Source organism: Rhizobium sp. P1_E1, from assembly GCF_056406015.1.
In genome coordinates this window covers 17,581-43,134 of sequence record NZ_JBFUAY010000027.1, presented here as the reverse complement: position 1 = coordinate 43,134, position 25,554 = coordinate 17,581, and the positions used below count along the sequence as shown (strand labels likewise).

Here is a 25,554-nt window from a genome sequence, read left to right as displayed (position 1 = left end):
CGGCGTGTGCTCTTGCGGCTCCAACTCCTCAGGCCGTCACTCCTGCGGCCTCTACTCCTGCGGTTTGTCCGCAAAATGCTGGATCGCGAACTCGGCGATATTCTGGCTCGACCGATCGGCATCGTCGAGCAAAGAGGGAAACAGCTGCCACTGATGCGGCATGCCCGGCCAGACCTCGGTGGTGACATCCACTCCCGCCTGGTGCGCCTTGTCGGCGAGCCGTAGCGTATCATCCAGCAGGACTTCGCCGGAGCCGACCTGCAGCAGCAGCGGCGGAAAGCCGGCCATGTCGGCATAGAGCGGCGATGCCTGGGGATCGGTCGGAGACCGGCTGCGGAGATAGGTCTTGCGCAGCGTCTCGATCTCAGCCTTGCCGAGCAGTGGGTCGTTTCCGGCATTTGATGTCATCGAGCCGCCCGTCGCGGCAAGATCGGTGATGGGGCTGAGCGCGATCACGGCAGCCGGCAGCGGTTTCGCCGCCTGCATCTGCCGCAGCACCGTCTCGATCGCGATATTGCCGCCAGCGCCGTCTCCGGCGACGATGATGTTCTCGTTGCGATAGCCGTTGTCGAGAAGCCAACGATAGGCCGTCAGCGCATCGTTGATCTGCGCGGGATAAGCATATTCGGGCATCAGCCGATAATCGATGAGAAGAACGTCGCTGGACGCGGCCTTGGCGAGAGATCCCGCGAGCAGGCTGTGCGTGCGGATCGAGCCGCTGGAAAAGCCGCCGCCATGAACATAGAGGATCACCCTTTGGCCGATCGGATGATGAAGACGAGCGGGCCACATCAACTCGGCATCGACGCCGTCGGCATCGACTTGCCGAACCTGGATGCGCGTCGGTCCCGGCGTCGTCTCCATCAGCGTCCTGAAGGCTGTCCGCCGCTGCTGCAGGCTATCGGCGCCGGCAAAGTGATCTTTCCAGAGGCCGATGAATTTTTCGACCTGCTCGCGCGAGATTTGGCTTTGCGGTCCGATGTCCCGCCCGACCGCCGCCGAGGCGAGCAGCATCAGCGCAGCCAGCGCAGGAAACAGACCGCTGGGCCGCTTTAGTCCTCTTCGATTGGCAGTTGGCAAAATCCGACGGTTCATCAACCTCTCCCGATGATGCGGGCCATGACGGCCATGGCAGTATCTTTGGCCAGTTCACGCGGCGAAGTCAAAAGGGTGAGCGATGCGAATCCCGACCTTTTTACTCGGCTCTCATCGCGTCGATGACTGCTCTGAAGCCCGCCGACATGTGGCGGCGGCTCGGATAGTAGAGATAGAGCGGTTCCTCCGGTTGGCACCAGTCGTCCAGCACCTGGATCAGCTCTCCGCTGGCGATCGCCTTCTCCACGCGCGGCTCCCAGATATAGGCAAGGCCGACACCGCCAAGTGCCGCCTGCATCATCAGTTCGTGGTCATCGAGCGACAGCGGTCCGGTTGGCTGAAAGCTGACGGTCTGGCCATCCTTCTCGAATTCCCAGGCATAGCGCGCACCTGACGGAAACATGTTCTGAATGCAGAGATGGCGCTTGAGTTCGTGGGGTATCGTCGGCTTCGGCCGGGTCTCGAAATAGGCGGGCGAACCGACGACGACCAAGCGGATGCGCGGCTTGATGCGCAGCGCGATCATGCCTTCCGTGACGCGCTCGCCGAAGCGGATGCCGGCATCGAAGCCCTCCTCGACGATATCGACCAGCCTGTCGGTCGCGTTGATCTCCAGCTGCAAATGGGGATTGCTTTTGAGCAAGGGGCCGATGATGCGGCCGATGACGAAGGGGCCGATCGAGTTCGGCACATTAATCCTCACCTTGCCGAACGGCGTATCGCGGTAGCGGTTCAGGGCATCGAGCGCTGCTGCCATCTCGCCGAAGGCCGGATCGAGATGCGAGACCAGGAGTTYGCCGGCCTCGGTCAGCGAAACGCTGCGCGTCGTGCGGTTGAGCAGGCGAACGCCGATCCGGTCTTCGAGATTGAGCACGGCATGACTGATTGCGGAAGCGGTGACGCCCCGCTCCTCACCCGCCTTCCGAAAGCTCTTATGCCGCGCGACCGCCGCGAAGGCCGCAAGTTCGGACAGTTCGGTGGCTCGCATTACTGAAATACACTCATCATAGTTTCAAGAATAACAAATCTTATACAGCAACGGATTTTCGGTCAAATTCAACCCGTCAGCACAGAGATGCGACGCCAACCGAACAGTTATCGAGAGGAATTCGTCATGAAAGTCTGGTTCATCACTGGTGCATCCCGCGGCTTCGGCGCGCTGATGACCAAGGAAGCCCTCGCATCAGGCGATGCCGTCATCGCCACCGCCCGCAACCCGAAGACCGTGACCGAGCAGTTCGGTGATCATCCGAACCTGCTTGCTGTCGCCCTCGACGTCACCAACGAGGCACAAGCGAAAGAGGCCGCGGCTGCCGGCATCGCCCGCTTCGGCCGCATCGATGTTCTCGCCAACAATGCCGGCTACGGCCTGCTCGGCGCTGTCGAGGAAGCCACTGCCGAAGAGATCGAAAGGCTCTATGCCACGAACGTCTTTGGTCTGCTGAAGGTGACGCGCGCCGTGCTGCCCTATATGCGCCGCCAGCGTTCCGGCCACATCCTTAACTTTTCCTCGATCGGCGGTTACTTCGGCTATCCCGGCTGGGGCGTCTACGGCTCGACGAAGTTCGCCGTCGAAGGTTTGTCCGAGTCGATGGCCGCCGAACTCGAACCTTTCGGTATCAAGGTGACGATCGTCGAGCCCGGCTTCTTCCGCACCGATTTCCTCGCCGACACGTCGCTGGCGGTGAGCCCGGCCTCCATCGCCGACTACGAAGGCACGCCGGCCGGCAACATGCGCAGTTTCGCCGCCGACGCCAACCATGCCCAGCCCGGCAATCCCGCCAGGCTCGCCACCGGCATCATGACGATGGTCAACTCGGCCAATCCGCCGCTGCGGATGCCGTTCGGCAGCGACACGGTGGCCGTCATCGAGCAGCAGCATGCCAGCGTCGAAAAGGAACTTGCCGCCTGGCGCCAGCTCGCGCTGTCCACGGATTTTCCAAGCGATGTAACGGCCTTGGCCTGAAGGGCACTGCCCGCCGCATCCCAGATCTCGGGAATGCGGCGGCAGCGCCGCTGTGACCGCAAGAAAACCCATGATGCGGCAAATTAGCATTCGCCTCACGTCTGGAATGACCTAGATCTAGGTTCGACCACCACCATGAAGAGGCGAGCATGTCCATCAAGTCCATCTGCATCTATGGCGCTGGCGCACTCGGCGGCGCTATCGCCGTCAAGCTTGCAAGCCAAGCCGGAAACGACGCCACCATCTCCGTCGTCGCGCGCGGAGCCCATCTCGACGCCATTCGCGACAACGGTCTCAGCCTGCGCGAAGCCGATGCAGAAAGGCCGCTCAATGTCCGCCTCACGGCGACCGACGATCCCAAGACATTGCCGCCGCAGGATCTCGTCATCACCGGCCTCAAGGGGCATCAGCTGGCACCCGCTGCCGAAGGCATTGCAAACCTCCTCAAGGAAGGTACCCGCGTCGTCATGATCCTTAACGGCATTCCGTGGTGGTATTTTCACCGCGATACCCTGAGCAGGCATGCCGAGCTGCAATTCGACGAGCTCGATCCCGGCGGCAGGCTTTGGCGGCTGATCGGGCCGCAACGGGTCATCGGCGGTGTCGCTTATCAAGGCGCAGAGGTGATCAATCCCGGTGAGATCCAGCTTGCCAACAACGGCCGCTTCGTGCTCGGCGAGCCCTCGGGCGAGATCTCGCCCGATCTCGAGGCGATCGCCGCGGTGCTGACCGACGCCGGCCTCAACATCACGACGACGCCTGTTATCCGCGACGAGATCTGGAACAAGCTGATGGGCAATACCGCCTTCAACCCGATCAGCGCGCTGACCAGGGCGCTGATGACCGACATCATGGCAGATCCGGCACTTTCGACCACGGTCGGCAAGGTGATGAACGAGGTCCGCGCCGTCGGCGAGGCCTTGGGCGCGCGTTTCAGCATGACCGTCGAGCAGCGGCTCGAACAATCGCGCCACATCGGCGCCGTGCGCACATCGATGCTGCAGGACCTGATCGGCGGCAAGGCGCTCGAAATCACGCCGCTGGTCGGCATGGTAGTGACGCTCGGACGCCTGAGTGCCGTGCCGACGCCAGTCTCGGAAACGATCCTGGCGCTGGTGACGCAATTGGATAGGGAAAACCAGCGCGGCAGCTGATCGCAGAGGGAAAGGCAACCGGAAAGCCCGGCCGTCTTCACTTACTTTCCGACCTGCTCGGCCCAGTTCGGCGCCTTGCCGCCGCCATCGAGGAAGGTCATTGCCATATTCGCCATAAGGGGCGAGGCGAAAGTCTCGTAATGGGTGAGATCAGGCAGGATCGCCAGCCGGTTCCTCGACATGTTTTCCCGCATCCAGCCTGCATCGCGCAGACCGCCGCCGAGCTTGTGGTAGAAGTCGATCATATGCTCGGGCCGGATCATGTCGGCATCGCCATAGATCAGCATGACCGGCATGGTGAGCTTGGTGACGGCATCGCTATAGTCGATGGGTTCGCGCATCAGCGCGCCCATGGCGTCGAGCAGCTTCGGAAATTCGGAAACGTCGGGCGCCACCGCCTTGTAGGAGAGGAACATCGGCGTGTCCTTCATCATGTCGGCCATACCAGCGCCGACGGCCGCCTGTTGCGGTAGCATCTCCGGGAAGAAGCCGTTCTGCGCATAGGGCGCCGAGAGTATCACCAGCCGGCGCACCCGATCGGGCGCGGTCGCCGCCATGTTCAGCGCCACCCCGCCGCCGAAGGAATAACCGAAGACGTCGAGCTTGTCGTAGCCGAGTTGCTTCACCAGGATCGCGAGATCGGCGCCGATGGCCGGAAGCTCGATCGGCCGCTTGCCGAGGGGCGTGCGGCCATGGCCCTGTAGATCGACGGCGATCACCTGCCGGTGGTCGGTGAAAACAGGCATGACCGGCGCGAACATCTCGATCTGCCCGAGGCCGCCGTGAAGGAGCAGCAGCGGTTCGCCCTCTCCACGGATCTCGTAATAATAATCGATGCCGTTGACCGGCACGCTTCCCTTCCTGACGATCGGCGCCACGGCCTTTCTGTCCTCGCTCGCCGGCGTGCCACCGTCAGCACCTGATATATCGGGCGCGGCGAGGAATGCGGCAGCCGTTGCGATCATCGAAATCAGCGTCATTTTCGACATGTCCTTGCTCCGTGTTTGCGTCGATACCGCAAGGACGGCGGCGATCATGCTTTTCCGACACCGCGCTTCGAAATTACTGCCATCACCTTTATGCCATTCCTATATTTTCGCCCCGTGCCCCGAATGGATTTCCTATCGCGCGCAGCAGTAGGCTTTCGCCATCACTGCAAAGGTCAAATGCCATGCGATATGTCATGTCCTCCGATTCTAAATCCCTTCACCCCTACAGGATCACGCGCGGCAGCCGGCGGATGCGCGAGAAGCGCACTGCCCGAGCGCTGATCGTCTTCGGCGTGGTGCTCGCCTGCGTCGAGCTCTACGTCGTCGTTTTCGGCTGGCTCTGAGGCCGGCCCGTGGAAACGGCGAGAATGCCGCGCCTTGGCGGCGCGATCACCACTCTCATCACGCCGTTTCGTCATGGCTGTCTCGACAGGCCGGCGCTCCGGGCGCTTGCGGAATGGCAGATCCTCAGCGGCGTCGACGGGCTCACCGTCTGCTCGACAACGGGGGAAGGCCCGACGCTTTCGCAGCAGGAGCGCGCCGAGGTAATCGATCTCGTCATCCGCTCTGCGGCCGGCCGCGTGCCGGTCGTCGCCGCCACCGGCACCAATTCCACCGACAGCACGATCGCGCTCACCCGCGAGGCGGAAGTGCTCGGCGCCGCAGCAGCGCTCGTCACAGTGCCCTATTATTCCAAGCCTGGGCAGCAGGGCATCGTCCACCACTTCGAGCAGCTGGCGGCGGCAAGCGGACTGCCCGTCATCATCGACCATGCGCCGGCGCAGACGGCGAGCGATCTTTCGACGGAAACGCTCGACAGACTGGCCGTCATCCCGGGAATCTTTGGCATCCGCGACGCCACCGGCGACATCGCTCGCTTCGTCGGCCTTTCGGCTATCCTGCGGCAGCGCTTCCGCTTCTTTGCCGGGCACGATCCTTCCGCGCTCGCCTTCACCATCGCCGGCGGCGACGGCACGATCTCGTCGGGCGCCAATGTGGTGCCGCGGCTCTTCACCTCGATGCAGCAGTCGGCCCGGGCCGGGAACCTTTCGGCCGCGCATTCGCTGCAGGAATGGTTGCTACCGCTGATATCAGCGCTCGGGCCGGAGGGCGATCCGGCGAGGATCAAGTATGCGCTGCGGCTGATGCGCGGGCTGAAGGCCGAGCTTCGCCTTCCGCTTGTCGCGGCCGAGCCGGAGGTGTGTTTGGCCATCGGCGAGGCGCTTGCGCCTTTCCTTGACGAAAGCAGCACGAGGATGGCGCTATCCCTATGAGATTTTTATATTTTCCTCTCTGGCGCCAAATGGAAACCCTATCCGCAGACGCCTATCTTCCAAGGCGTGACACCGCCGCACTATCAAGCGGCGGTTGAGTGAGACTTCGAAAGGACAAACCGATGTCACGCCTGACTGAACCGAGTGCCGAGAGCGACCCGCTGCAACGCAGCCACCTCAGCACACTCGCCGCCGATCCCTCCCATCCGATGCTCTCCGGCCTTGCCGCCATTGCGCCCCGCCTTGGGGCAGCGATGGCCTTTGCCGGGCTGGTGCAGATGACCTTCAGCCTCATCTCCCGCTGAACCATCAGGACCGAAGGATCATCACAATGGCAAACGCACAGCAACGCCGCAGCCTGCCTTCCGCAGCGCCCTCGCCTTCTGCCCGCTTCACCGTCGGCCGCGACAGAAGCGGCCGCTGGATCGTCCACGATCGCGATGGCCTCGTTGGCGGGCTCTTCATCAATGAGGCGGCCGCCCTCCATTTCGCTGCAGGGGAATGCAACTGCCCCTCGGCTGATATCCATAGGGCGGCCGCAGGCATGGTGCTCGAATTCGCGCCCTTTACGCATAGCACCGCGAATATCCACTAAATCTTACCGGTCTCCCGCCGTTTTCACCCGGCGGGAGACCGAAGACATGGGTTGGAGGCCAATATCCAACTTTTCCTTAACCGGCATGCTGGTAAAATCCTGGCGCAGAGACTTCAGACGCCGCGAGACCGATGCCGAAACCGAATTTCCGCTTCACCCATTATGATCTCAAGGAACAACGCGCCGGAACGATCATCGAGGTGTCGTTGAATGCGGTGAACAATGTCCGCCTGATGACGGCGCCGAATTTCCAGCGGTTCACCGAGGTTCTCGATTTCAAATATATCGGCGGCGTGGCGCGCAAATCGCCGATCAAGATCGCCGTTCCGGAAAGCGGTCACTGGCATGTCGTCGTCGACATGGAAGGTCATCACGGGCTTGCGGAATCGTCCGTCAAGGTAATCGCCGCACCACCAAATCAGAAGACACCGCGCGTTTCCTGAGCTTGGCAGCACCACGCATCTTCTCGGCTCGTCTCTCCTGCCAACCAGCCGGCGCCCCCGATTAGGGCGTTCGTGCAGCCATCAAGCCCTCGGAAAACGCGTAGATCCTCCCCGATCCTTGATCAGGATCATTGAATCAGACTGCCACGTCGATCACAGTTCTCCTGTCGCGAGGCTTGCCCGCGCCGCAGCGCCACCAGATGCAGCTCGGCTCGCCATTTGATGCGCCGAGGGTAAGTGGGGTAGCAGACGAAGATCTTCACAACGTGGGGAGTAGGCCATGACTTCGAGCCCAATGGGTCGTATCACCAATATCATCGATCCTGGCGATGCGCTCGGCGAAGTACTTTTCGGATTGATTATGGCGCTCACGTGGACGATTGGTTCGAGACTTGTTCTTGAAAAAGAGGGGTTAAATGTTCAGGAGCTTTTAGTTGCAACAATCGGATGCAATGTCGCTTGGGGGATCATTGACGCCGTATTGTTCATCCTGGGCACGACATTCTACAGGAGCAGACGGCTGCGCCTTTTTCGGCAAATCAAAGCCGCCAAAAGTGAATCTGCGGCGCTCAAGGTGCTCGCGAACGAATTCCCGATTGAAGAAGCACCATTTTCTGGAAAGGCCGCCGATGCGGAGGCACTCTATCGGTCACTCCTGACGCTCGCATCTCGGGCCGATCCTGTGAAGGTGTCCCTATCGAAAGGCGATCTGTTTGCCGCAATTGCGATCTTCTTTTTGGTTTCTGCCACCTCCATTCCGGCAGTTATCCCTTTCCTTCTCATCGACAATGCGCAGCTTGCTCTGAGAGCCAGCAACCTGTTTCTTGTTATGCTGCTATTTGTGACGGGCTATGCGTGGGCGACGTTTTCAGGAGGCAGGCCCTTTTATGCAGGGATGACGATGACTTGTCTCGGATTGCTTCTGGTTGCAATAGCGATCGTTCTTGGCGGCTGAGCTCCTTCACCAACCGAACAGGCACCGCACCTCAGCGCGGATTGCGCTCCTTGCGAAGCTTTGCCCACCATTCCAGCCGCTTGCGGATATCGCGTTCGAAACCGCGCTCCGGCGGATCGTAGAAGATCTGGCGACCCATCTTCTCCGGGAAATAGTCCTGGCCGGAAAAGGCGTCCGGCTCGTCGTGGTCGTAGCGATAACCTTCGCCGTAACCCTCGCCCTTCATCAGCTTGGTCGGCGCATTGAGGATATGCTTCGGCGGCAGCAGCGAGCCATTCTGCTTTGCGGCCTGGCTTGCCGCCTTGAAGGCAGTGTAGACCGCATTCGATTTCGGCGCGGTGGCGAGATAAACGCAGGCCTGGGCCAGCGCCAGTTCACCTTCCGGCGAGCCGAGATACTCATAGGCATCCTTGGCGGCATTACAGATCACCAGCGCCTGCGGATCGGCAAGACCGATATCCTCCACCGCCATGCGCACCAGCCGCCGGCCGAGATAGAGCGGATCCTCGCCGGCATCGAACATACGGGCGAGATAGTAGAGCGCGGCATCGGGATCCGAGCCGCGTACGGATTTATGCAGCGCCGAGATCAGATTGTAGTGACCATCCTGCGCCTTGTCGTAGACCGGGGCACGGCGCTGGACGATGCGCGTCAGGCCTTCTGTGTCGAAGCTCTCGCCTTCGCGCGCCGCGCGCCAGACTTCTTCGGCGAGCGTCAGCACCGCGCGGCCATCGCCGTCGGCCATGCGGATCAGGCTGACGCGAGCATCCTCCGTCAGCGGCAGCGGCTTCTGCTCGATCGCCTCGGCACGCTTCAACAGTTCCTCGAGGCTCTCCTCGTCATGCGACTTGAAGGTGAGCACACGGGCACGCGACAGCAGAGCGGCGTTGAGCTCAAAGGATGGGTTCTCGGTGGTGGCGCCGACGAGGATGACGGTGCCATCCTCCATGACGGGCAGGAAACTGTCCTGCTGGGCGCGATTGAAACGATGGATCTCATCGACGAAGAGCAGCGTCTGACGGCCGTCCATACGCCGCAAACGGGCTGTCTCGAACACCTTTTTCAGATCGGCGACGCCGGAGAAGATCGCCGATATCTGCTCGAAGGCCAGGCCCGCCTCGCCCGAAAGCAACCGTGCCACCGTCGTCTTGCCGGTGCCGGGCGGACCCCAGAAGATCATCGAGCCGAGCGAGCCGCTTTCGATCATCCTTTTCAGCACGCCATCCTCACCGGTCAGGTGTTCCTGACCGGTGACATCGGCAAGCGTCTTCGGCCGCAGCCGGTCGGCAAGCGGCCGCCTGGCAGCGACCTCCTCCGGAATACGCGGCGCGAAGAGATCGTTGCTCATCGGAAAAATTGCCGGATGCGCTGGCCGTCGCGCTCTATCTCGACCCGCCAGAGGCCGGGGTCGCTATCGGCGATCTGGGATAGTTCGCTGGTCGACTTCACATCCGTGCCGTTGATCGAGACGATGATATCCTTCGGTTCGAAACCGAGACGGGCAGCAGGCGAATCGTCCTTCACCTCGGATACGACGACGCCTGCCGATTCCGGCGGCATGCGCAGCTCGTCGGCGACCCGGGGCGACAGGTTCTCGACGACGGCGCCGGTAAACGGCGTATGCCCGCCGATCGTGCGCTGGTCGCGCGGCGAGGTTTCCGGGGCACGGGCGAGCGTCAGCGGCAGCTGCTCCTCGCGGCCGTTCTCGACGACGGTGAGGTTGACCGATTTGCCGAGGCCCGCCGTCGTCAGCCGGTAGAGCAGCGCATCCGGATGTTCGACAGAAATCCCGTCGACGGCAGTGACGATTTCTCCGGCCTTCAGCCCGGCCTTGGCCGCCGGCCCGCCTTCCGAGACCTTGACGACGAGCGCGCCGCGGGCCTTGTTCAGCCCCAGCGCCTCAGCCACTTCCGAGGTCACGGCATCGAAGCTCGCGCCGACATAGGGCCGTTCGAAGGATTTGACGCCGGCATCGGCAGAGGAGAGGAAGACCTTGACCAGATTGGCAGGGATGGCGAAGCCGATGCCGTTCGAGCCGCCGCCGCGCGAGAAGATCGCCGTGTTGATGCCGATCAGTTCGCCCTTCATGTTCATCAAGGCGCCGCCGGAATTGCCGGGATTGATCGAGGCATCGGTCTGGATGAAGAAGCCGAATTCGTTCCTGACCACCTGGTTGCGGGCAAGTGCTGAGACGATACCGCTCGTCACCGTCTGGCCGACGCCGAAGGGGTTGCCGATCGCCAGCACGAGATCGCCGACCTCGACCGTATCGGAATTGCCGATCGGCAATGTCGGAAAACTTTCCTTGGTGTCGATCTTCAGCACGGCGAGATCGACACGGTCATCACGCAGCACCACCTTGCAGGGGAATTCGCGGCCATCCGACAGTGCGATCTTGATGTCGTCGGCGCCTTCGACGACATGATTGTTGGTCACGACAGTGCCGTTCGCCTCGACGATGACGCCGGAACCGAGCGATGACTGCTTTTCCGAACGGTTTGGCATCTGCTGGCCGAAAAACTGCTCGAAGAAAGGGTCGCCGGCAAAGGGCGACTGCCGCTTTACGGTCTTTTCCGCATAGACGTTGACGACGGCGCCCGACGTCTGTTTGACGAGCGGGGCGAAGGAGAGCTGCATCTGCATCTGGCTCTCGGGTACGGTCTTTGCCGTCTGCGCATGGGCCGCAGCCGGCAGAACGAGCATGAGAGCGAATAGCGAGACGGAGGCGCGCTTGAACAGGCCTTGCATGGGTATCCCTTTTGAATCCTCTTGAGGAACGTTTTAGAGCATGATGCCGAAAAGTGTGAGCGGTTTTCGGACGACATCATGCTCTAACTATCTAATTGCGAACAGGATTCAGATTTTAGGCCGACCGGCCTAAAATCATCCTGTTCTGCGGCCCGACGCTAGAAAGGAAAGGGGGCGGAAGCATGGAAGAATAAGGCAAAGGGATGTCTTGGAAACCGGTTGAAGTCATTATGAATTTGATTCAGGAAGATTGGCCATGCAACTGATATCAAAAGCCAAAAACTGGGCGAGGTCACTGAAGCGTGACATCGTGGCCCTATGGCTTGCCGCCCGCGATCCCCGTGTGCCGTGGCATGCCAAAGCGGTGGCCGGCGCCGTTGCCGCCTATGCGCTGTCGCCCATCGATCTCATCCCCGATTTCATCCCCATCCTCGGCTATCTCGACGATCTCCTCATCGTGCCGCTCGGCATCATGCTGGCGATCCGGCTCGTTCCGGCAGAGGTGATGAACGAGCTTCGCACGGAGGCGGCAAGGCGCATCGAACGTCCCTCCAGCCGGGTCGGACTGATCTTCATCCTTGCCGTCTGGCTCATCTGCATCATCTTCCTGGCTCTGGCACTGCGGAAGCTGGCCTGACCGGCGGCAATAGGAACATATGAATGATCACGACAAGAACGACGACAGCGGCTCTCGGCTTTGCGATGCTGCTCATTGCATCGAACCTGGTACAGGCAGCAAGCTTCGATTGCGATGCGAAGGAATTGAAGCCGGATGAGAAAGCGATCTGCGACAACCGCGCACTCAACGATGCCGACGTGAAGATGGTGACGACCTTCGAGCTGCTCTCCGGCCTGCTGGCGATGGGCTCGCGTGGAACATTGCAGGACGAACAGACCGCCTGGCTGAAGAAACGGCAGGAATGCGGGGCGGATGTGGCCTGTATCAAGGCTGTCTATGACGAGCGGCTGAAGCAGCTCGGCGAGACCTATAAAAACATCAACCGGCCGCTTTAAAAGCGACCGGTCGGCGGAGCAGCTGACTCTTAATCAGCGGGTCGCAGGTTGAAGCGACTCAGCGGGCGTTCAGATCGCGCACGGCGCCGCGGTCCGCACTCGTTGCGAAGGCGGCGTAGGCCTTCAGGGCGGTCGTGACGTTGCGCTTGCGGACTTCTGTGGGATACCAGCCCTTGGCATCCTGATCGGCGCGGCGGGCGGCGAGTTCGGTCTCACTGACGCGCAGGCTGATCGTGCGGTTGGGGATGTCGATGTCGATCATGTCACCTTCGCGCACCAGGCCAATCGTGCCGCCATTTGCCGCTTCCGGCGAGGCATGGCCGATCGAGAGGCCGGAGGTGCCGCCGGAGAAGCGGCCGTCGGTGATGAGCGCGCAGGCCTTGCCAAGGCCCTTCGACTTCAGATAGCTCGTCGGATAGAGCATTTCCTGCATGCCTGGGCCGCCCTTCGGGCCTTCGTAGCGGATGACGACGACGTCGCCGGCCTTCACCTCGTTGGCAAGGATCGCCTTGACGGAGGCATCCTGGCTTTCGAAGACGCGGGCGGGGCCGGAGAATTTCAGGATCGATTCATCGACGCCGGCAGTCTTGACGATGCAGCCGTCGATCGCAAGGTTGCCCTTGAGCACGGCAAGACCACCATCCTTGGAGAAGGGATGCTCGACCGAGCGGATGACGCCGTTTTCGCGGTCGGTGTCGAGTTCGTCCCAGCGGGCCTCCTGGCTGAAGGCGACCTGGGTGGGAATGCCACCCGGAGCGGCACGATAAAAGTTGCGAACGGTTTCGCTGTTGGTGCGGGTGATATCCCAGCGATCGATCGCATCGCCCAGCGTCTCGGCATGGACGGTCGGGCAATCGCGATTCAAGAGGCCGCCCTTGTCGAGTTCGCCGAGGATCGACATGATGCCGCCGGCGCGGTGGACGTCTTCCATGTGAACATCACTCTTGGCGGGGGCGACCTTTGACAGGCACGGCACCCGGCGCGATAGCGCATCGATATCGGCCATGGTGAAATCGACCTCGCCTTCATGGGCGGCAGCAAGGATGTGCAGGACCGTATTGGTCGAGCCGCCCATGGCGATATCGAGCGTCATGGCATTCTCAAACGCCTGTTTGGAAGCGATGATGCGCGGCAGCGCCTTTACGTCGTCCTGCTCGTAATAACGGCGGGCGAGATCGACAATCAGATGGCCGGCCTCGACGAAGAGGCGCTTGCGGTCGGCGTGGGTGGCAAGCGTCGAGCCGTTGCCGGGCAGCGACAGGCCGAGCGCTTCCGTCAGGCAGTTCATCGAATTGGCGGTGAACATGCCGGAGCAGGAGCCGCAGGTCGGACAGGCAGAGCGTTCGATGGTCTGGACGTCCTCGTCACTGATCTTGTCATCGGCTGCGGCGACCATGGCATCGACGAGGTCGAGTGCATGCGTCTTGCCGTGCAGCACGACCTTGCCGGCTTCCATCGGACCGCCGGAGACGAAGACGGTCGGGATATTGAGGCGTAGCGACGCCATCAGCATGCCGGGGGTGATCTTGTCGCAGTTGGAGATGCAGACCATGGCGTCGGCGCAATGGGCATTGACCATGTATTCAACGCTGTCGGCGATGAGCTCTCGCGAGGGCAGCGAATACAGCATGCCGTCATGCCCCATGGCGATGCCGTCATCGACGGCGATCGTGTTGAATTCCTTGGCAACACCGCCAGCCGCCTCGATCTCGCGGGCAACGAGCTGGCCAAGGTCCTTCAGGTGCACGTGGCCGGGCACGAACTGGGTGAAGGAATTCACCACCGCGATGATCGGCTTGCCGAAATCCGAATCCTTCATGCCCGTGGCGCGCCAAAGGCCGCGGGCGCCCGCCATGTTGCGGCCATGGGTCGTGGTTCTGGAACGGTAAGCTGGCATCGGTGTCTTCCTCAACGTGTCGGAATTATCAGGCGAAGCGGGGCGGCATGGAGCCTGCAGGCCGGGCAAACGCTGCTTTTTCGAATTGTCCTAATCCAATCGACGGGGGCTGTCACTACCGTGAAGGCCAAATCCGGTACGCCATGGCCTGAGCGCCATGAGGCCCATCGATCATATACGGTACAGCGCGACGTTTCGTTACAGCCTATTCCATCACGGCCGAACACAAAAAATTGGCTTCACGTCTGTAATATTCAAGGCTTAGACACTCATCCGAACATGCGGGCGGTTCGTTTAAAGACTATATTGCAGAAATCCGCCCAGGAGATTTCGCCATGCCAACCTATCGCCCACCGAAGATCGCGTCATCGGAGATCACGCCGCGCCAGATCTATGTGCGCCGTCGTGAATTCCTCGGCGCGGCAGCACTTGGCGCCATGGCGCTCTACAGCGCCGGCAAGGCGAGCGCTGCGGCCCTCTCCGCCGTTGAGAGCAAGTACAAGGTCGACGAGAAGGCGACGCCGCTCAAGGACGTCACGACCTACAATAATTTCTATGAGTTCGGCCTCGACAAGGGCGATCCCGCAGCACTTTCCAGCGATTTCAAGCCGCTGCCCTGGACGATCAAGGTCGACGGCATGGTCAACAAGCCAGGTACCTTCGACCTCGAGGTGCTGATGAAGGAATTCCCGATCGAGGAGCGCACCTACCGGATGCGCTGCGTCGAGGCCTGGTCGATGGTCATCCCCTGGGACGGCTTTCCGCTGGCATCGCTGCTCGACAAGGTGGAGCCGCTCGGCAGCGCCAAATACGTCTCCTTCGAAACCGTCGTGCGGCCGGACGAGATGCCTGGGCAGAAGGGCTTCTTCCAGTCGCTCGACTGGCCCTATGTCGAAGGTCTGCGCCTGGACGAGGCGCGCCATCCGCTGACGCTGCTTGCCGTCGGGCTCTATGGCGAAACGCTGCCAAACCAGAACGGCGCGCCGATCCGGCTCGTCGTGCCGTGGAAATACGGCTTCAAGGGCATCAAGTCGATCGTCAGGATCACACTCACCGACCAGCAGCCCAAGAATACCTGGCAGGTCACCAATCCGCAGGAATACGGCTTCTACGCCAACGTCAATCCAGCGGTCGACCATCCCCGCTGGAGCCAGGCGAGCGAACGGCGCATCGGCGAAAGCGGCTTCTTCGGCGCGAGCCGCCATCCCACCCTGCCCTTCAACGGTTATGCCGACGAGGTGGCGAGCCTTTATGCCGGCATGGACCTGAAGGCGAATTTCTGATGGCGGAACTGTCGCTCGCCATCCCGAAGCGCTGGCAACCCGCCTCCGTCTGGCTGCTTTATGTCGTCGGGCTCGTGCCTGCGGCCTGGACTTTCTATCTCGGCGCGACCGACCAGCTCGGCGCCGATCCGGTCAAGACCTTCGAGCTCTTCCTCGGCATCTGGACGATCCGTTTTCTGATCCTGACCCTTGCCGTTTCCCCTGCCCGTGAGCTCTTCGGCTGGAACTATCTACGCTATCGCCGCGCCCTCGGTCTGCTGACCTTCTACTATGCGCTGATGCATTTCACCGTCTACATGGTGCTGGACCAGGCGATGGATATTTCCGCCGTGATCAACGACGTGCTGAAGCGCCCCTTCATCATGTTCGGCATGGCCGGGCTTGCGATGCTCATTCCGCTGGCGTTGACATCCAACAATCTCTCGATCCGCCGCCTCGGCAAGAACTGGATCTGGCTGCATCGCCTCGTCTATATCATCGCCGCCTGCGGGGCGTTGCACTTCGCGCTCTCGACCAAGATCCTCGACCTCGAGCAATATATCTATGTCGGGCTGATCATCGCACTGATCCTCTACCGCTCCTATCGGCCCATCGCACGCAACAGGCAGAAGGGCAAAGGGCGGACGCGCAATCGCGCAGTAGCGTCTGTTTCGTAGGATTGCAAACTTACCCGCGAGGATGCGTCGCAGCCCGACGTGCGGGATCGAAGGCGCAGGCCGCGGCTATGCCGATGGCATAGGCCAGCATGTTCCAAAGCGAAAATACCCGGCCAAGCAACAGCGCGCCTGCCGTGGTCAGCCGAAACGCGTCGAGCCAGGGCGTGTGATAAAGCCGGAACAATTCCACTGAGATCGTTATGAACAGCGCTGTGACAGAAATTACTGCCGGCCGTGACCTTGTGACAAAGAGCGCCACGAGCAGATAGACCATCGCTCCCCAGAGTGCCGATCCGCCATATTTGACGACGATAAAAGGCAGATCGACCGCATAGCCAAACCTGCGGAGCACCAGCCCGAGAACGATGACAAGAAACAGGGCGGCCAGACGAAGGAACTGCGGAGAGCGAATCTGAATGATTTTGCGCAATGGAGCCGGTCTCGTCACTATATCAGAAACAAAAACAGCCGGGCTTTGCAGCCCGGCTGTTCTGTTTCCGCCGGAGCGGAAGATTAAGCGGCGACAGCCTGCTCTTCGGCAGCGACGCGGGCCTTGTCGGCTGCGCCCTTGGCATAGGCATCGCGGTCGACGAATTCGATCACAGCCATGGCGGCATTGTCGCCCTGGCGGAAGCCGGCCTTCATAATGCGCAGGTAGCCGCCGTTGCGGGTGGCGTAGCGCGTTGCGATCGTGTCGAACAACTTCGAGACGACAGCGGCATCGCGGATCTGCGAGATCGCCTGACGGCGAGCGTGCAGGTCGCCGCGCTTGCCGAGCGTGACGAGCTTCTCGACGATCGGGCGGATTTCCTTGGCCTTCGGAAGGGTCGTGACGATCTGCTCGTGGGTAATCAGCGAAGCCGCCATGTTGGCGAACATCGCCTTGCGGTGGCTTGCAGTTCTATTCAGCTTGCGGCCGGCTTTACCATGGCGCATTGCTATTCTCCTTTAATGCAGGTGCCCTTACGCTAAGTGGGCCTGCCGTTTCCTGGCACATGCAGGCGATCGGCCTGCTGTTTGACGGGGAAAGGCAGCCGAAAGAGCCTGCCTTTTGTTTTCTCAGTATTGGTCTTCGTAACGCTTGGCGAGATCTTCGATGTTCTCGGGCGGCCATGCCGGCACTTCCATGCCGAGGTGCAGGCCCATGGAAGCGAGAACTTCCTTGATTTCGTTCAGCGACTTGCGACCAAAATTCGGTGTGCGGAGCATTTCTGCTTCGGTCTTCTGAATGAGGTCGCCGATGTAGACGATGTTGTCGTTCTTCAGGCAGTTTGCCGAACGGACCGACAGTTCGAGTTCGTCCACCTTCTTCAGGAGAGCCGGGTTGAAAGCGAGTTCGGTGACTGCTTCCTCTTCGGTTTCCTTCTGCGGCTCGTCGAAGTTGACGAAGACGCCAAGCTGATCCTGGAGGATGCGCGCCGCAAAAGCGACGGCGTCTTCGCCGGTGATCGAGCCATCGGTTTCGATGGTCATGTTCAGCTTGTCGTAGTCGAGAACCTGTCCTTCACGGGTATTTTCAACCTTGTAGGACACCTTCTTGACCGGCGAATAGAGGCTGTCGACCGGGATGAGACCGATCGGAGCATCTTCCGCACGATTGCGTTCGGCCGGAACGTAGCCCTTGCCGTTGTTGACGGTGAACTCCATGCGGATCTCGGCGCCCTCGTCGAGCGTGCAGATGACATGCTCGGGGTTGAGGATTTCGATATCGCCGACCGTCTGAATGTCGCCAGCCGTGACAACGCCCGGGCCCTGCTTACGCACGACCATGCGCTTTGCATCATCGCCATCCATCTTGATGGCGATTTCCTTGATGTTGAGCACGATGTCCGTCACGTCTTCGCGGACGCCCGGGATCGAGGAGAATTCATGCAGCACGCCATCGATCTGCACCGCCGTGACGGCAGCACCGCGCAGCGAGGAGAGCAGAACGCGGCGAAGCGCGTTGCCGAGCGTGAGGCCGAAGCCGCGCTCCAGCGGTTCGGCAACAAGCGTCGCCCTGGTGCGCGAGCTCGAAGAGAACTCCACCTTGTTCGGCTTGATCAGTTCCTGCCAGTTCTTCTGAATCATGAGTTTGCCTTCCGTTCGTTGCCACCATCCAATCGTGGCAACCGAGCTTGAAAACCACCGGGAGCGCGAAGGCGCTCACCGGTGACGAGAGCGATGATCAGACGCGGCGCTTCTTGCGCGGACGGCAGCCATTGTGCGGGATCGGGGTCACGTCGCGGATGGACGTGATCATGAAACCTGCAGCCTGGAGCGCGCGCAGAGCCGATTCACGACCCGAACCCGGACCGCAAACTTCGACTTCCAGCGACTTCATGCCGTGCTCCTGGGCCTTCTTGGCGCAGTCTTCGGCAGCGATCTGGGCGGCGAACGGGGTCGACTTGCGCGAGCCCTTGAAGCCCTTGGCGCCAGCCGACGACCAGGCGATCGCATTGCCCTGCGCGTCGGTGATGGTGATCATCGTGTTGTTGAAGGTCGAGTTGACGTGAGCGACACCCGACGAGATGTTCTTGCGCTCGCGACGGCGAACGCGGACGGCTTCCTTAGCCATGGTATTCCTTTCGTTGATCTCTTCACCGCCGTAATGCCAGCGGCTACACCGGAACGGCGCCCATATGGTCCCGCTCCAAACTCAAAAGAGGCCGGCGCAGACCGCCAGCCTCCCCACCCCGGTTTCCCGGAAATTACTTCTTCTTGCCAGCGATTGCCTTTGCCGGACCCTTGCGGGTGCGGGCATTGGTGTGCGTGCGCTGACCGCGAACCGGAAGGCCGCGGCGATGACGCAGGCCACGGTAGCAGCCGAGGTCCATCAGACGTTTGATGTTCATCGCGGTATCACGACGAAGATCGCCTTCCACCTGATAGTCGCGATCGATGGCTTCGCGGATCTGAAGGACTTCTGCGTCCGTCAGCTGATGCACACGACGTTCGGCCGGGATACCGACCTTTTCGACGATTTCCTGTGCGAATTTCGGACCGATCCCGTGAATGTAGGTCAGCGCGATAACAACGCGCTTCGCAGTCGGGATGTTGACGCCAGCGATACGTGCCACGCCTGTTCTCCTTGCATTCCAGTTGCCATCCGGCAAGTGGGCTTCGTTATGCGGCTCTTGAGAACCGCCCGTTCAGATTTACGTCCGTAACATGTCAAAACGACCGCACCCGGACTTCCCTGGGAAATCCGCGCCGATCGCATGGAATGTCGCGAGTTGGCGCGGTGTTTAGCGGAATCACTGCTGAAAAGCAACCGTTCCGCCAAGTTTATTTTCAAAGCCTTAAAGCTTGGAAAGAATGCTTTCGACCTCGGCCGTCACCTGATCGATCTCTGCCATGCCGTCCACGGACTTGAGTTTGCCCTTGGCATGGTAATAGCCGATCAGCGGCGAGGTTTCCTTGTAGTAGACCTGCAGCCGAGCCGTCATGGTCTCCGGGGTGTCATCGGGACGGCGCTTGAAGTGCGTCGAACCGCACTTGTCGCAGACGCCTTCAACAGCCGGATGGGCCTTATCAGCATCGTGATAGACGCTGCCACACTGTGCACAGGAGTAGCGACCGGCGACACGTCGAATCAACTCGTCATCATCGACACGGAATTCAATGACAACGGAGAGGCCGAGACCCTTTGCCTTCAGCATCGCCTCGGTGGCATCAGCCTGGACGAGCGTCCTGGGGAAGCCGTCGAGAATGAAGCCATTGGCGCAATCGGGTTGATCGATGCGCTCGGAAACGATGGCAATGACGATCTCATCCGAGACGAGCTTGCCGGCGTCCATGACCGCCTTCGCGCGCTTGCCGACATCCGTGCCGGCGTTAACCGCTGCACGCAGCATGTCCCCCGTGGAAAGCTGCGGAATGCCGTGCTTTTCCACGATCCGCTGGGCCTGGGTTCCCTTACCCGCGCCCGGCGGCCCCAAAAGGATAAGTCTCATCGCCCCCTCTTTCCTCCACGCAACTTCGATTTCTTGATCAGGCCTTCGTATTGCTGCGCGATCAGGTGACCCTGGATCTGTGCAACCGTATCAAGAGTTACGCTAACCACGATCAAAAGCGAAGTCCCACCAAGGGCTAATGGAATGCCGGTTTGCGACACCAGAATCTCTGGGAGAATGCAGACGAAGACCAGATAGATCGCGCCGATCACCGTGATGCGGGTCAGCACATAGTCGATATATTCGGCAGTGCGCTCGCCCGGGCGGATGCCGGGAATGAAGCCGCCATGCTTCTTCAAATTGTCGGCCGTGTCCTTCGGATTGAAGACGATAGCCGTATAGAAGAAGGCGAAAAAGGCGATCAGCGCGCCGTACAGCACCATGTAGAGCGGCTGGCCATGACCGAGGGCCGCGACGATCGATGTCGCCCAGGAAGGCATTGCCGTGGTGTTGGCGAAACCCGCGACCGTTGCCGGCAGCAGCAGCAGCGACGACGCGAAGATCGCCGGAATGACACCTGAAGTGTTGAGCTTCAGCGGCAGGTGCGAGGTATCGCCCTGGAACATCCGATTGCCAACCTGACGCTTCGGATACTGAATCAGCAGCCGGCGCTGGGCGCGCTCGACGAAGACGATGATGCCGATGACGGCGATCGCGACGACAATGACGAGCAGGATGAGGAAGGTCGACAGCGCACCGGTGCGGCCGAGTTCGAGCGTGCCGGCAAGTGCTGTCGGAAGGCCCGCGGCGATGCCGGCGAAAATGATCAGCGAGATGCCGTTGCCGATGCCGCGCGAGGTGATCTGCTCGCCGAGCCACATCAGGAACATCGTGCCGCCGAGCAGCGTCAGAACGGTGGAAACACGGAAGAACCAGCCCGGCTCGACGACGAGGCCCTGGCCACTTTCAAGGCCGGCGGCAATGCCGTAGGCCTGAAGCGCACCGAGGATGACGGTACCATAGCGGGTATACTGGTTGATGATCTTACGGCCCTGCTCGCCTTCCTTCTTGAGGTTTTCGAGCGCCGGCACCACCGAGGTCATGAGCTGCACGATGATCGAAGCGGAGATATAGGGCATGATGCCGAGCGCGAAGATCGCCATGCGCTGAACAGCGCCGCCCGAGAACATGTTGAAAAGGCCGAGAATGCCGCCTGACTGGCCGCGGAAAGCCTGGGCATAGGCTTCGGGATTGAGACCCGGAAGCGGAATATGCGTGCCGAGTCGGTAGACGAGGAGAGCTGCCAGTGTGAACCACAGGCGCTTCTTCAAATCCTCGGCTTTGGCGAAGGTCGAAAAATTGAGGTTGGATGCCAATTGTTCCGCTGCAGAAGCCATGCGTTTCTCCGCGCTACCAATTCCGGCGTCTCTGGGGGACAGACCGGACCCGGAATCAGTATGAAATTATTCAAAACCGGGTTCAGGACGGATTGCGGCGCAACCCCTTGCCTCACCCTTGTTTTCGAGTCTTACCGGCATGACGCGGGCGCGCCAGCCAAGTTTTTGTGAGGCCCACATATGGGAGCAAAATCGCCCGGTGTGAAGCACCCCGGGCGATATATCATCAGATTATTTATTCGGCTGCAGCCGGAGCCGAAAGCAGCGTCACGGTGCCGCCGGCCTTTTCGATCTTCTCGACGGCAGGCTTGGAGGCGCCTGCAACGACGATGGTGATCTTGGCCTTGATCTCGCCGTCGGCGAGAACGCGAACGCCATCCTTGACGCGGCGGATGACACCAGCAGCCTTGAGGGCAGCTGCGTCAACGGTCGTCTTGGCATCGAGCTTGCCGGCGTCGATCGCCGTCTGAATACGGGCCAGCGACACGACAACAAAATCGGAAGCGAAAATGTTGTTGAAGCCGCGCTTCGGCAGGCGACGATAGATCGGCATCTGGCCGCCTTCGAAGCCGTTGATGGCGACGCCCGAACGGGACTTCTGACCCTTCACGCCGCGACCACCTGTCTTGCCCGAGCCCGAACCGATACCGCGGCCGAGGCGCTTGCGGCTGTGGGTCGAGCCTTCGTTGTCCTTGATTTCATTGAGTTTCATGAGCGTTTCCTCCGTCTCACTTCTCGTCGACGACGCGAACGAGATGCTGGACAGCACGGATCATGCCACGAACCGAAGGAGTATCCTCCAGCGTGCGGCGACGGTGCATCTTGTTCAGTCCGAGACCGATCAGCGTGCGCTGCTGGACGTCCGGACGGCGAATCGGGCTGCCGATCTGTTCGATCGTGACAGTCTTCGCTTCAGCCTTCTTGGTAGCCTTGGCCATCTGTCAAACTCCTCTTATTCTTCAGAGGCGTTGCCGGAGGCGCCACGACGAGCCTGCAGCGTTGCATACTTGATGCCGCGCTGAGCTGCGATGTCCTTCGGGTGAACCTGGTGCTTCAGAGCGTCGAAGGTGGCGCGAACCATGTTGTAGGGGTTCGACGAACCGGTCGACTTGGCGACGACGTCGTGCATACCGAGTGTTTCGAATACGGCGCGCATCGGACCGCCGGCGATGATGCCGGTACCGACCTTGGCCGAGCGCAGCAGAACCTTGCCGGCGCCATGGCGGCCATGAACGTCGTGATGCAGCGTACGGCCGTCACGCAGCGGTACGAAGATCAGCTCGCGCTTGGCGGCTTCGGTTGCCTTGCGGATGGCTTCCGGCACTTCACGTGCCTTGCCATGGCCGAAGCCGACGCGGCCCTTCTGGTCTCCGACGACGACGAGTGCTGCGAAACCAAAACGACGGCCGCCCTTGACGACCTTGGCGACGCGGTTGATCGCGACAAGCTTGTCGACGAATTCGCTATCGCGCTCTTCACGGCTCTGGCGGTCGTCCCGCTGCGGCCTTCTTTCCTGTGCCATTGTCCTCTTCCTTTTTCTTTTCCGGGTGCAATCGGCAAACAAATGTGGACCGCATCAGCACTCCCCTTTCGGAGAGCGCCTGCGGTCCGGCGAAAATCCGGCCGGCGCTTGAGGCGTCCGGCCGGAAACTGATCAGAAGGTGAGACCGCCTTCGCGGGCCGCTTCGGCGAGAGCCTTGATGCGGCCGTGATAGATGAAGGCGCCACGGTCGAACACGACTTCCGTAACACCGGCCTTGGAGGCGCGCTCTGCGAGGAGCTTGCCCACAACGGCAGCGGCGGCGGTATCGGCACCGGTCTTCAGAGAACCGCGCAGATCCTTCTCGAGAGTGGAGGCAGACGCAAGCGTCTTGCCGGCCACATCATCGATGACCTGGGCGTAGATGTTCTTCGAGGAGCGATGAACCGACAGGCGCGGACGGCCATTGGCCACCGACTTGAGATGACGGCGCACGCGGTTGGCACGACGTGCAAGTGCTTCTTTCCTGCTAGCCATTTCGCGTGATCCTTACTTCTTCTTGCCTTCTTTGCGGACGATCCGCTCGTCAGCGTACTTGACGCCCTTGCCCTTGTAAGGCTCGGGACCGCGGTATTCGCGGATTTCGGCGGCAACCTGACCGACCTGCTGCTTGTTGATGCCGCTGACGACGATTTCCGTCGGCTTCGGAACAACGATCGAGATACCGACCGGCGGCTCGTAGATCACGTCGTGGCTGAAACCGAGAGCGAGCTGCAGGTTCTTGCCCTGCATGGCGGCGCGGTAACCGACGCCGTTGATTTCAAGCTTGCGCTCGAAACCGTCCTTGACGCCCTTGAAGATGCCTTCGATCATCGTGCGGGACATGCCCCACTTTGCGCGCGCATCCTTGGTCTGGTTCACCGGCGTCACGACGACGGCGTTATTTTCAAGCTTGAGGCTGATTTCGTCGTTAGCAACGAAAAACAGCTCGCCCTTCGGGCCCTTTGCAGTCACCTTCTGGCCATCGACCGTAGCCGTGATCCCAGCAGGCACCTGAACGGGCTTTTTACCGATACGAGACATGTTTCAATCCTGTCTGTTCGCTATGGAGATCCCTGCCCGATCTTAGAAGACCGAGCAAAGAACCTCGCCACCAACGTTCTGTTCGCGAGCCTGGTGATCGKCCATCACACCCTTCGGAGTCGAAAGGATGGTGATGCCGAGACCGTTCGCGACCTGCGGAATGGACTTGACCGAGACATAAACCCGGCGGCCCGGCTTGGACACACGGCCGATCTCACGGATCACCGATGCGCCTTCGTAATATTTCAGCTCGATGCTGAGTTCCGACTTGCCATTGCCGAAATCGACAACGGAATAGCCACGGATGTAGCCTTCGGACTGCAGAACATCGAGAACACGTGCACGGAGCTTCGAAGCAGGCGTCGAGACCGACGACTTGCGGCGGGAAGCGCCGTTACGGATGCGAGTGAGCATATCGCCCAACGGATCAGTCATTGTCATGTAACCTGCTCCTTACCAGCTCGACTTGACGATACCCGGCACCTTGCCGAGATTGCCGAGTTCACGCAGCGCAATACGCGACATGCGCAGTTTGCGGTAATATGCGCGCGGACGCCCCGAAACTTCGCAACGGTTGCGAATACGGGTCTTCGATCCATCACGCGGCAGGGATGCCAGCTTGATCGAGGCCTTGAACCGCTCTTCGATCGGAAGAGCCTGGTTCATGATGATCGCCTTCAAACCAGCCCGCTTAGCGGCCTGGTTGGCGACCGTAGTACGGCGGCGCTTGTTCTTTTCAACTGCGCTTGTCTTCGCCATGTCAGGTTCCTTTTCTACGCTCGTCGTTACGGTTATTGACGGAACGGGAAGCTGAACTCTTTCAGAAGAGCCCGTGCTTCGTCGTCGGTCGTCGCCGTCGTGCAAACGATGATGTCCATGCCCCACATCTGATCAACCTTGTCGTAGTTGATCTCAGGGAACACAATGTGCTCCTTGATGCCCATGGCGAAGTTGCCACGGCCGTCAAAGCTCTTCGGGTTCAGGCCGCGGAAGTCGCGAACGCGCGGGAGCGCGATGTTCACGAGACGGTCCATGAACTCGTACATGCGGGCGCCGCGCAGGGTGACCTTCGCGCCGATCGGCATCTGTTCGCGGACCTTGAAGCCTGCGATAGAGTTACGTGCGCGGGTGATGACCGGCTTCTGGCCGGCGATCGCAGCGAGGTCGGCGGCAGCTACCGTCGGCTTCTTCGAGTCAGCGGTCGCTTCGCCGACACCCATGTTGATCACGATCTTGTCGAGCTTCGGGATCATCATCTCGTTGGCGTAGGAGAACTGCTCCTGCATCGCCTTGCGGATGCGCTCGACATATTCCTTCTTGAGCCGCGGCTCATATTTTGCCTCAGCCATCGATCACTTCTCCAGAACGCTTGGCCACACGGACCTTCTTGCCGTCAACAACCTTGAAACCGACACGGGTCGGCTTGCCGTCCTTGTCGATGATTGCAACGTTGGACAGGTGAACCGGGGCTTCCTTGTTGATGATGCCGGCTTCCTGGGTCTGCGTCTGGCGCTGGTGGCGCTTGACGACGTTGACGCCACGAACAACGGCACGATCTTCCTTCGGCATGACCTGAACAACTTCGCCGGTACGGCCCTTGTCCTTGCCAGCGAGCATGACGACCTTGTCGCCCTTACGAATCTTCTGCAT

At 60.8% G+C, this 25,554-nt stretch carries 34 protein-coding genes; 12 read left to right on the top strand and 22 right to left on the bottom strand.

Annotated features, from left to right (window positions below):
• Nucleotides 1-51: 51 nt before the first annotated feature.
• Nucleotides 52-1,026 carry an alpha/beta hydrolase gene (locus AC1D1Z_RS12765; RefSeq protein ID WP_197729116.1) on the bottom strand — a complete coding sequence of 325 codons (975 nt, stop codon included), beginning with the start codon at nt 1,024-1,026 and terminating at the stop codon, nt 52-54.
• Between the two features lie 169 nt (nt 1,027-1,195).
• A complete protein-coding gene (locus AC1D1Z_RS12760; protein ID WP_477850724.1) occupies nt 1,196-2,083 on the bottom strand; it encodes a LysR family transcriptional regulator in 888 nt (295 codons plus the stop codon).
• Between the two features lie 126 nt (nt 2,084-2,209).
• Here AC1D1Z_RS12760 and AC1D1Z_RS12755 point away from each other — a divergent pair, with 126 nt between their 5' ends.
• Both AC1D1Z_RS12755 and AC1D1Z_RS12750 read left to right on the top strand, forming a co-directional pair.
• Nucleotides 2,210-3,061, top strand: coding sequence for an oxidoreductase (locus AC1D1Z_RS12755; protein ID WP_477850722.1), 852 nt, complete (start codon nt 2,210-2,212; stop codon nt 3,059-3,061).
• Nucleotides 3,062-3,210: 149 nt separating this feature from the next.
• Nucleotides 3,211-4,215, top strand: coding sequence for a ketopantoate reductase family protein (locus AC1D1Z_RS12750; RefSeq protein WP_477850720.1), 1,005 nt, complete (start codon nt 3,211-3,213; stop codon nt 4,213-4,215).
• Nucleotides 4,216-4,256: 41 nt separating this feature from the next.
• Here the strand turns inward: AC1D1Z_RS12750 and AC1D1Z_RS12745 are convergent, their stop codons facing one another.
• Nucleotides 4,257-5,252, bottom strand: coding sequence for an alpha/beta fold hydrolase (locus tag AC1D1Z_RS12745; protein ID WP_477850718.1), 996 nt, complete (start codon nt 5,250-5,252; stop codon nt 4,257-4,259).
• 146 nt (nt 5,253-5,398) lie between these two features.
• Between AC1D1Z_RS12745 and AC1D1Z_RS12740 the strand changes: the two genes are divergently transcribed.
• The 6 genes from AC1D1Z_RS12740 to AC1D1Z_RS12715 all read left to right on the top strand — a co-directional run bounded on the left by AC1D1Z_RS12740 (nt 5,399) and on the right by AC1D1Z_RS12715 (nt 8,471).
• On the top strand, nt 5,399-5,548 hold the full coding sequence (locus tag AC1D1Z_RS12740; protein ID WP_327209638.1) for a hypothetical protein: 150 nt from the start codon (nt 5,399-5,401) through the stop codon (nt 5,546-5,548).
• Nucleotides 5,549-5,557: 9 nt separating this feature from the next.
• The gene (gene dapA, locus AC1D1Z_RS12735; protein WP_477850716.1) at nt 5,558-6,478 is read left to right on the top strand and encodes a 4-hydroxy-tetrahydrodipicolinate synthase; all 921 of its coding nucleotides are present in this window, start codon (nt 5,558-5,560) and stop codon (nt 6,476-6,478) included.
• A 122-nt stretch (nt 6,479-6,600) separates the two neighbouring features.
• Nucleotides 6,601-6,783 (top strand): hypothetical protein, encoded by a 183-nt coding sequence (locus AC1D1Z_RS12730; RefSeq protein ID WP_112902584.1) that lies wholly within the window; start codon nt 6,601-6,603, stop codon nt 6,781-6,783.
• A 26-nt stretch (nt 6,784-6,809) separates the two neighbouring features.
• Complete coding sequence (locus tag AC1D1Z_RS12725; protein WP_477850714.1) at nt 6,810-7,073, top strand: hypothetical protein; 264 nt, start codon at nt 6,810-6,812, stop codon at nt 7,071-7,073.
• Between the two features lie 131 nt (nt 7,074-7,204).
• Nucleotides 7,205-7,516, top strand: a complete 312-nt coding sequence (locus AC1D1Z_RS12720) for a DUF1883 domain-containing protein (protein ID WP_018447014.1) — start codon at nt 7,205-7,207, stop codon at nt 7,514-7,516.
• 280 nt (nt 7,517-7,796) lie between these two features.
• Nucleotides 7,797-8,471, top strand: a complete 675-nt coding sequence (locus AC1D1Z_RS12715) for a VIT1/CCC1 transporter family protein (protein WP_115156936.1) — start codon at nt 7,797-7,799, stop codon at nt 8,469-8,471.
• A gap of 31 nt (nt 8,472-8,502) precedes the next feature.
• On the opposite strand, the gene AC1D1Z_RS12710 is transcribed toward AC1D1Z_RS12715, so the two are convergent.
• A complete protein-coding gene (locus AC1D1Z_RS12710) occupies nt 8,503-9,819 on the bottom strand; it encodes a replication-associated recombination protein A (protein WP_131664192.1) in 1,317 nt (438 codons plus the stop codon).
• The gene (locus AC1D1Z_RS12705; protein WP_112902580.1) at nt 9,816-11,219 is read right to left on the bottom strand and encodes a DegQ family serine endoprotease; all 1,404 of its coding nucleotides are present in this window, start codon (nt 11,217-11,219) and stop codon (nt 9,816-9,818) included. The genes AC1D1Z_RS12710 and AC1D1Z_RS12705 overlap by 4 nt, the downstream gene beginning before the upstream one ends.
• 256 nt (nt 11,220-11,475) lie before the next feature.
• On the opposite strand from AC1D1Z_RS12705, the gene AC1D1Z_RS12700 reads away from it, so the two are divergent.
• Nucleotides 11,476-11,856: a YkvA family protein gene (locus AC1D1Z_RS12700; RefSeq protein WP_477850711.1), complete on the top strand. Its 381-nt coding sequence runs from the start codon at nt 11,476-11,478 to the stop codon at nt 11,854-11,856.
• A gap of 23 nt (nt 11,857-11,879) precedes the next feature.
• Complete coding sequence (locus tag AC1D1Z_RS12695; RefSeq protein WP_477850709.1) at nt 11,880-12,233, top strand: lysozyme inhibitor LprI family protein; 354 nt, start codon at nt 11,880-11,882, stop codon at nt 12,231-12,233.
• 58 nt (nt 12,234-12,291) lie between these two features.
• Here AC1D1Z_RS12695 and ilvD read toward each other — a convergent pair whose 3' ends face one another.
• Nucleotides 12,292-14,130, bottom strand: a complete 1,839-nt coding sequence (ilvD, locus tag AC1D1Z_RS12690) for a dihydroxy-acid dehydratase (protein WP_018241651.1) — start codon at nt 14,128-14,130, stop codon at nt 12,292-12,294.
• A 335-nt stretch (nt 14,131-14,465) separates the two neighbouring features.
• On the opposite strand from ilvD, the gene msrP reads away from it, so the two are divergent.
• Together msrP and msrQ are read left to right on the top strand one after the other, a co-directional pair.
• Complete coding sequence (msrP, locus tag AC1D1Z_RS12685) at nt 14,466-15,413, top strand: protein-methionine-sulfoxide reductase catalytic subunit MsrP (protein WP_115156937.1); 948 nt, start codon at nt 14,466-14,468, stop codon at nt 15,411-15,413.
• Nucleotides 15,413-16,069, top strand: a complete 657-nt coding sequence (msrQ, locus tag AC1D1Z_RS12680) for a protein-methionine-sulfoxide reductase heme-binding subunit MsrQ (protein WP_115156938.1) — start codon at nt 15,413-15,415, stop codon at nt 16,067-16,069. Before msrP ends, msrQ begins: the two co-directional genes overlap by 1 nt.
• 10 nt (nt 16,070-16,079) lie before the next feature.
• On the opposite strand, the gene AC1D1Z_RS12675 is transcribed toward msrQ, so the two are convergent.
• From AC1D1Z_RS12675 to rplX, 16 genes are all read right to left on the bottom strand, one after another.
• The gene (locus AC1D1Z_RS12675; RefSeq protein WP_182566030.1) at nt 16,080-16,499 is read right to left on the bottom strand and encodes a ribosomal maturation YjgA family protein; all 420 of its coding nucleotides are present in this window, start codon (nt 16,497-16,499) and stop codon (nt 16,080-16,082) included.
• Nucleotides 16,500-16,582: 83 nt separating this feature from the next.
• A complete protein-coding gene (gene rplQ, locus AC1D1Z_RS12670) occupies nt 16,583-17,005 on the bottom strand; it encodes a 50S ribosomal protein L17 (RefSeq protein WP_003558556.1) in 423 nt (140 codons plus the stop codon).
• Nucleotides 17,006-17,128: 123 nt separating this feature from the next.
• A complete protein-coding gene (locus AC1D1Z_RS12665; RefSeq protein ID WP_003547579.1) occupies nt 17,129-18,139 on the bottom strand; it encodes a DNA-directed RNA polymerase subunit alpha in 1,011 nt (336 codons plus the stop codon).
• Between the two features lie 97 nt (nt 18,140-18,236).
• Nucleotides 18,237-18,626: a 30S ribosomal protein S11 gene (gene rpsK / locus AC1D1Z_RS12660; protein WP_003547577.1), complete on the bottom strand. Its 390-nt coding sequence runs from the start codon at nt 18,624-18,626 to the stop codon at nt 18,237-18,239.
• Between the two features lie 133 nt (nt 18,627-18,759).
• Complete coding sequence (gene rpsM / locus AC1D1Z_RS12655; RefSeq protein ID WP_003573772.1) at nt 18,760-19,128, bottom strand: 30S ribosomal protein S13; 369 nt, start codon at nt 19,126-19,128, stop codon at nt 18,760-18,762.
• 222 nt (nt 19,129-19,350) lie between these two features.
• A complete protein-coding gene (locus AC1D1Z_RS12650) occupies nt 19,351-20,004 on the bottom strand; it encodes an adenylate kinase (RefSeq protein WP_427149710.1) in 654 nt (217 codons plus the stop codon).
• Nucleotides 20,001-21,341, bottom strand: a complete 1,341-nt coding sequence (gene secY, locus AC1D1Z_RS12645; RefSeq protein WP_018447022.1) for a preprotein translocase subunit SecY — start codon at nt 21,339-21,341, stop codon at nt 20,001-20,003. The genes AC1D1Z_RS12650 and secY overlap by 4 nt, the downstream gene beginning before the upstream one ends.
• A gap of 235 nt (nt 21,342-21,576) precedes the next feature.
• Complete coding sequence (gene rplO, locus AC1D1Z_RS12640) at nt 21,577-22,053, bottom strand: 50S ribosomal protein L15 (RefSeq protein ID WP_003547567.1); 477 nt, start codon at nt 22,051-22,053, stop codon at nt 21,577-21,579.
• A 16-nt stretch (nt 22,054-22,069) separates the two neighbouring features.
• Nucleotides 22,070-22,279 carry a 50S ribosomal protein L30 gene (gene rpmD, locus AC1D1Z_RS12635; RefSeq protein ID WP_003547566.1) on the bottom strand — a complete coding sequence of 70 codons (210 nt, stop codon included), beginning with the start codon at nt 22,277-22,279 and terminating at the stop codon, nt 22,070-22,072.
• 14 nt (nt 22,280-22,293) lie between these two features.
• Nucleotides 22,294-22,863, bottom strand: coding sequence for a 30S ribosomal protein S5 (gene rpsE, locus AC1D1Z_RS12630; protein WP_017963908.1), 570 nt, complete (start codon nt 22,861-22,863; stop codon nt 22,294-22,296).
• Between the two features lie 132 nt (nt 22,864-22,995).
• Nucleotides 22,996-23,358 (bottom strand): 50S ribosomal protein L18, encoded by a 363-nt coding sequence (gene rplR, locus AC1D1Z_RS12625; RefSeq protein WP_018241643.1) that lies wholly within the window; start codon nt 23,356-23,358, stop codon nt 22,996-22,998.
• Between the two features lie 12 nt (nt 23,359-23,370).
• Nucleotides 23,371-23,904, bottom strand: coding sequence for a 50S ribosomal protein L6 (gene rplF, locus AC1D1Z_RS12620; protein ID WP_017963907.1), 534 nt, complete (start codon nt 23,902-23,904; stop codon nt 23,371-23,373).
• A gap of 42 nt (nt 23,905-23,946) precedes the next feature.
• A complete protein-coding gene (gene rpsH / locus AC1D1Z_RS12615; RefSeq protein WP_477850700.1) occupies nt 23,947-24,345 on the bottom strand; it encodes a 30S ribosomal protein S8 in 399 nt (132 codons plus the stop codon).
• Nucleotides 24,346-24,357: 12 nt separating this feature from the next.
• On the bottom strand, nt 24,358-24,663 hold the full coding sequence (rpsN, locus tag AC1D1Z_RS12610) for a 30S ribosomal protein S14 (protein WP_003547561.1): 306 nt from the start codon (nt 24,661-24,663) through the stop codon (nt 24,358-24,360).
• A gap of 32 nt (nt 24,664-24,695) precedes the next feature.
• Nucleotides 24,696-25,253: a 50S ribosomal protein L5 gene (gene rplE, locus AC1D1Z_RS12605; RefSeq protein WP_018067987.1), complete on the bottom strand. Its 558-nt coding sequence runs from the start codon at nt 25,251-25,253 to the stop codon at nt 24,696-24,698.
• Nucleotides 25,246-25,554, bottom strand: a complete 309-nt coding sequence (gene rplX, locus AC1D1Z_RS12600; protein WP_003547559.1) for a 50S ribosomal protein L24 — start codon at nt 25,552-25,554, stop codon at nt 25,246-25,248. The genes rplE and rplX overlap by 8 nt, the downstream gene beginning before the upstream one ends.

What these genes read in the sequence shown, in the direction of transcription:
- AC1D1Z_RS12755 (WP_477850722.1), top strand. Translation starts at nt 2,210, where the DNA reads ATGAAAGTCTGGTTCATCACTGGTGCATCCCGCGGCTTCGGCGCGCTG.
- AC1D1Z_RS12750 (WP_477850720.1), top strand. Translation starts at nt 3,211, where the DNA reads ATGTCCATCAAGTCCATCTGCATCTATGGCGCTGGCGCACTCGGCGGC.
- AC1D1Z_RS12745 (WP_477850718.1), bottom strand. Translation starts at nt 5,252, where the DNA reads ATGATCGCCGCCGTCCTTGCGGTATCGACGCAAACACGGAGCAAGGAC.
- AC1D1Z_RS12740 (WP_327209638.1), top strand. Translation starts at nt 5,399, where the DNA reads ATGTCCTCCGATTCTAAATCCCTTCACCCCTACAGGATCACGCGCGGC.
- AC1D1Z_RS12730 (WP_112902584.1), top strand. Translation starts at nt 6,601, where the DNA reads ATGTCACGCCTGACTGAACCGAGTGCCGAGAGCGACCCGCTGCAACGC.
- AC1D1Z_RS12725 (WP_477850714.1), top strand. Translation starts at nt 6,810, where the DNA reads ATGGCAAACGCACAGCAACGCCGCAGCCTGCCTTCCGCAGCGCCCTCG.
- AC1D1Z_RS12720 (WP_018447014.1), top strand. Translation starts at nt 7,205, where the DNA reads ATGCCGAAACCGAATTTCCGCTTCACCCATTATGATCTCAAGGAACAA.
- AC1D1Z_RS12715 (WP_115156936.1), top strand. Translation starts at nt 7,797, where the DNA reads ATGACTTCGAGCCCAATGGGTCGTATCACCAATATCATCGATCCTGGC.
- AC1D1Z_RS12710 (WP_131664192.1), bottom strand. Translation starts at nt 9,819, where the DNA reads ATGAGCAACGATCTCTTCGCGCCGCGTATTCCGGAGGAGGTCGCTGCC.
- AC1D1Z_RS12705 (WP_112902580.1), bottom strand. Translation starts at nt 11,219, where the DNA reads ATGCAAGGCCTGTTCAAGCGCGCCTCCGTCTCGCTATTCGCTCTCATG.
- AC1D1Z_RS12700 (WP_477850711.1), top strand. Translation starts at nt 11,476, where the DNA reads ATGCAACTGATATCAAAAGCCAAAAACTGGGCGAGGTCACTGAAGCGT.
- AC1D1Z_RS12695 (WP_477850709.1), top strand. Translation starts at nt 11,880, where the DNA reads ATGATCACGACAAGAACGACGACAGCGGCTCTCGGCTTTGCGATGCTG.
- ilvD (WP_018241651.1), bottom strand. Translation starts at nt 14,130, where the DNA reads ATGCCAGCTTACCGTTCCAGAACCACGACCCATGGCCGCAACATGGCG.
- msrP (WP_115156937.1), top strand. Translation starts at nt 14,466, where the DNA reads ATGCCAACCTATCGCCCACCGAAGATCGCGTCATCGGAGATCACGCCG.
- msrQ (WP_115156938.1), top strand. Translation starts at nt 15,413, where the DNA reads ATGGCGGAACTGTCGCTCGCCATCCCGAAGCGCTGGCAACCCGCCTCC.
- rplQ (WP_003558556.1), bottom strand. Translation starts at nt 17,005, where the DNA reads ATGCGCCATGGTAAAGCCGGCCGCAAGCTGAATAGAACTGCAAGCCAC.
- AC1D1Z_RS12665 (WP_003547579.1), bottom strand. Translation starts at nt 18,139, where the DNA reads ATGATTCAGAAGAACTGGCAGGAACTGATCAAGCCGAACAAGGTGGAG.
- rpsK (WP_003547577.1), bottom strand. Translation starts at nt 18,626, where the DNA reads ATGGCTAAGGAAGCCGTCCGCGTTCGCCGTCGCGAGCGCAAGAACATC.
- AC1D1Z_RS12650 (WP_427149710.1), bottom strand. Translation starts at nt 20,004, where the DNA reads ATGAGACTTATCCTTTTGGGGCCGCCGGGCGCGGGTAAGGGAACCCAG.
- secY (WP_018447022.1), bottom strand. Translation starts at nt 21,341, where the DNA reads ATGGCTTCTGCAGCGGAACAATTGGCATCCAACCTCAATTTTTCGACC.
- rplO (WP_003547567.1), bottom strand. Translation starts at nt 22,053, where the DNA reads ATGAAACTCAATGAAATCAAGGACAACGAAGGCTCGACCCACAGCCGC.
- rpmD (WP_003547566.1), bottom strand. Translation starts at nt 22,279, where the DNA reads ATGGCCAAGGCTACCAAGAAGGCTGAAGCGAAGACTGTCACGATCGAA.
- rpsE (WP_017963908.1), bottom strand. Translation starts at nt 22,863, where the DNA reads ATGGCACAGGAAAGAAGGCCGCAGCGGGACGACCGCCAGAGCCGTGAA.
- rplR (WP_018241643.1), bottom strand. Translation starts at nt 23,358, where the DNA reads ATGGCTAGCAGGAAAGAAGCACTTGCACGTCGTGCCAACCGCGTGCGC.
- rplF (WP_017963907.1), bottom strand. Translation starts at nt 23,904, where the DNA reads ATGTCTCGTATCGGTAAAAAGCCCGTTCAGGTGCCTGCTGGGATCACG.
- rpsN (WP_003547561.1), bottom strand. Translation starts at nt 24,663, where the DNA reads ATGGCGAAGACAAGCGCAGTTGAAAAGAACAAGCGCCGCCGTACTACG.
- rplE (WP_018067987.1), bottom strand. Translation starts at nt 25,253, where the DNA reads ATGGCTGAGGCAAAATATGAGCCGCGGCTCAAGAAGGAATATGTCGAG.
- rplX (WP_003547559.1), bottom strand. Translation starts at nt 25,554, where the DNA reads ATGCAGAAGATTCGTAAGGGCGACAAGGTCGTCATGCTCGCTGGCAAG.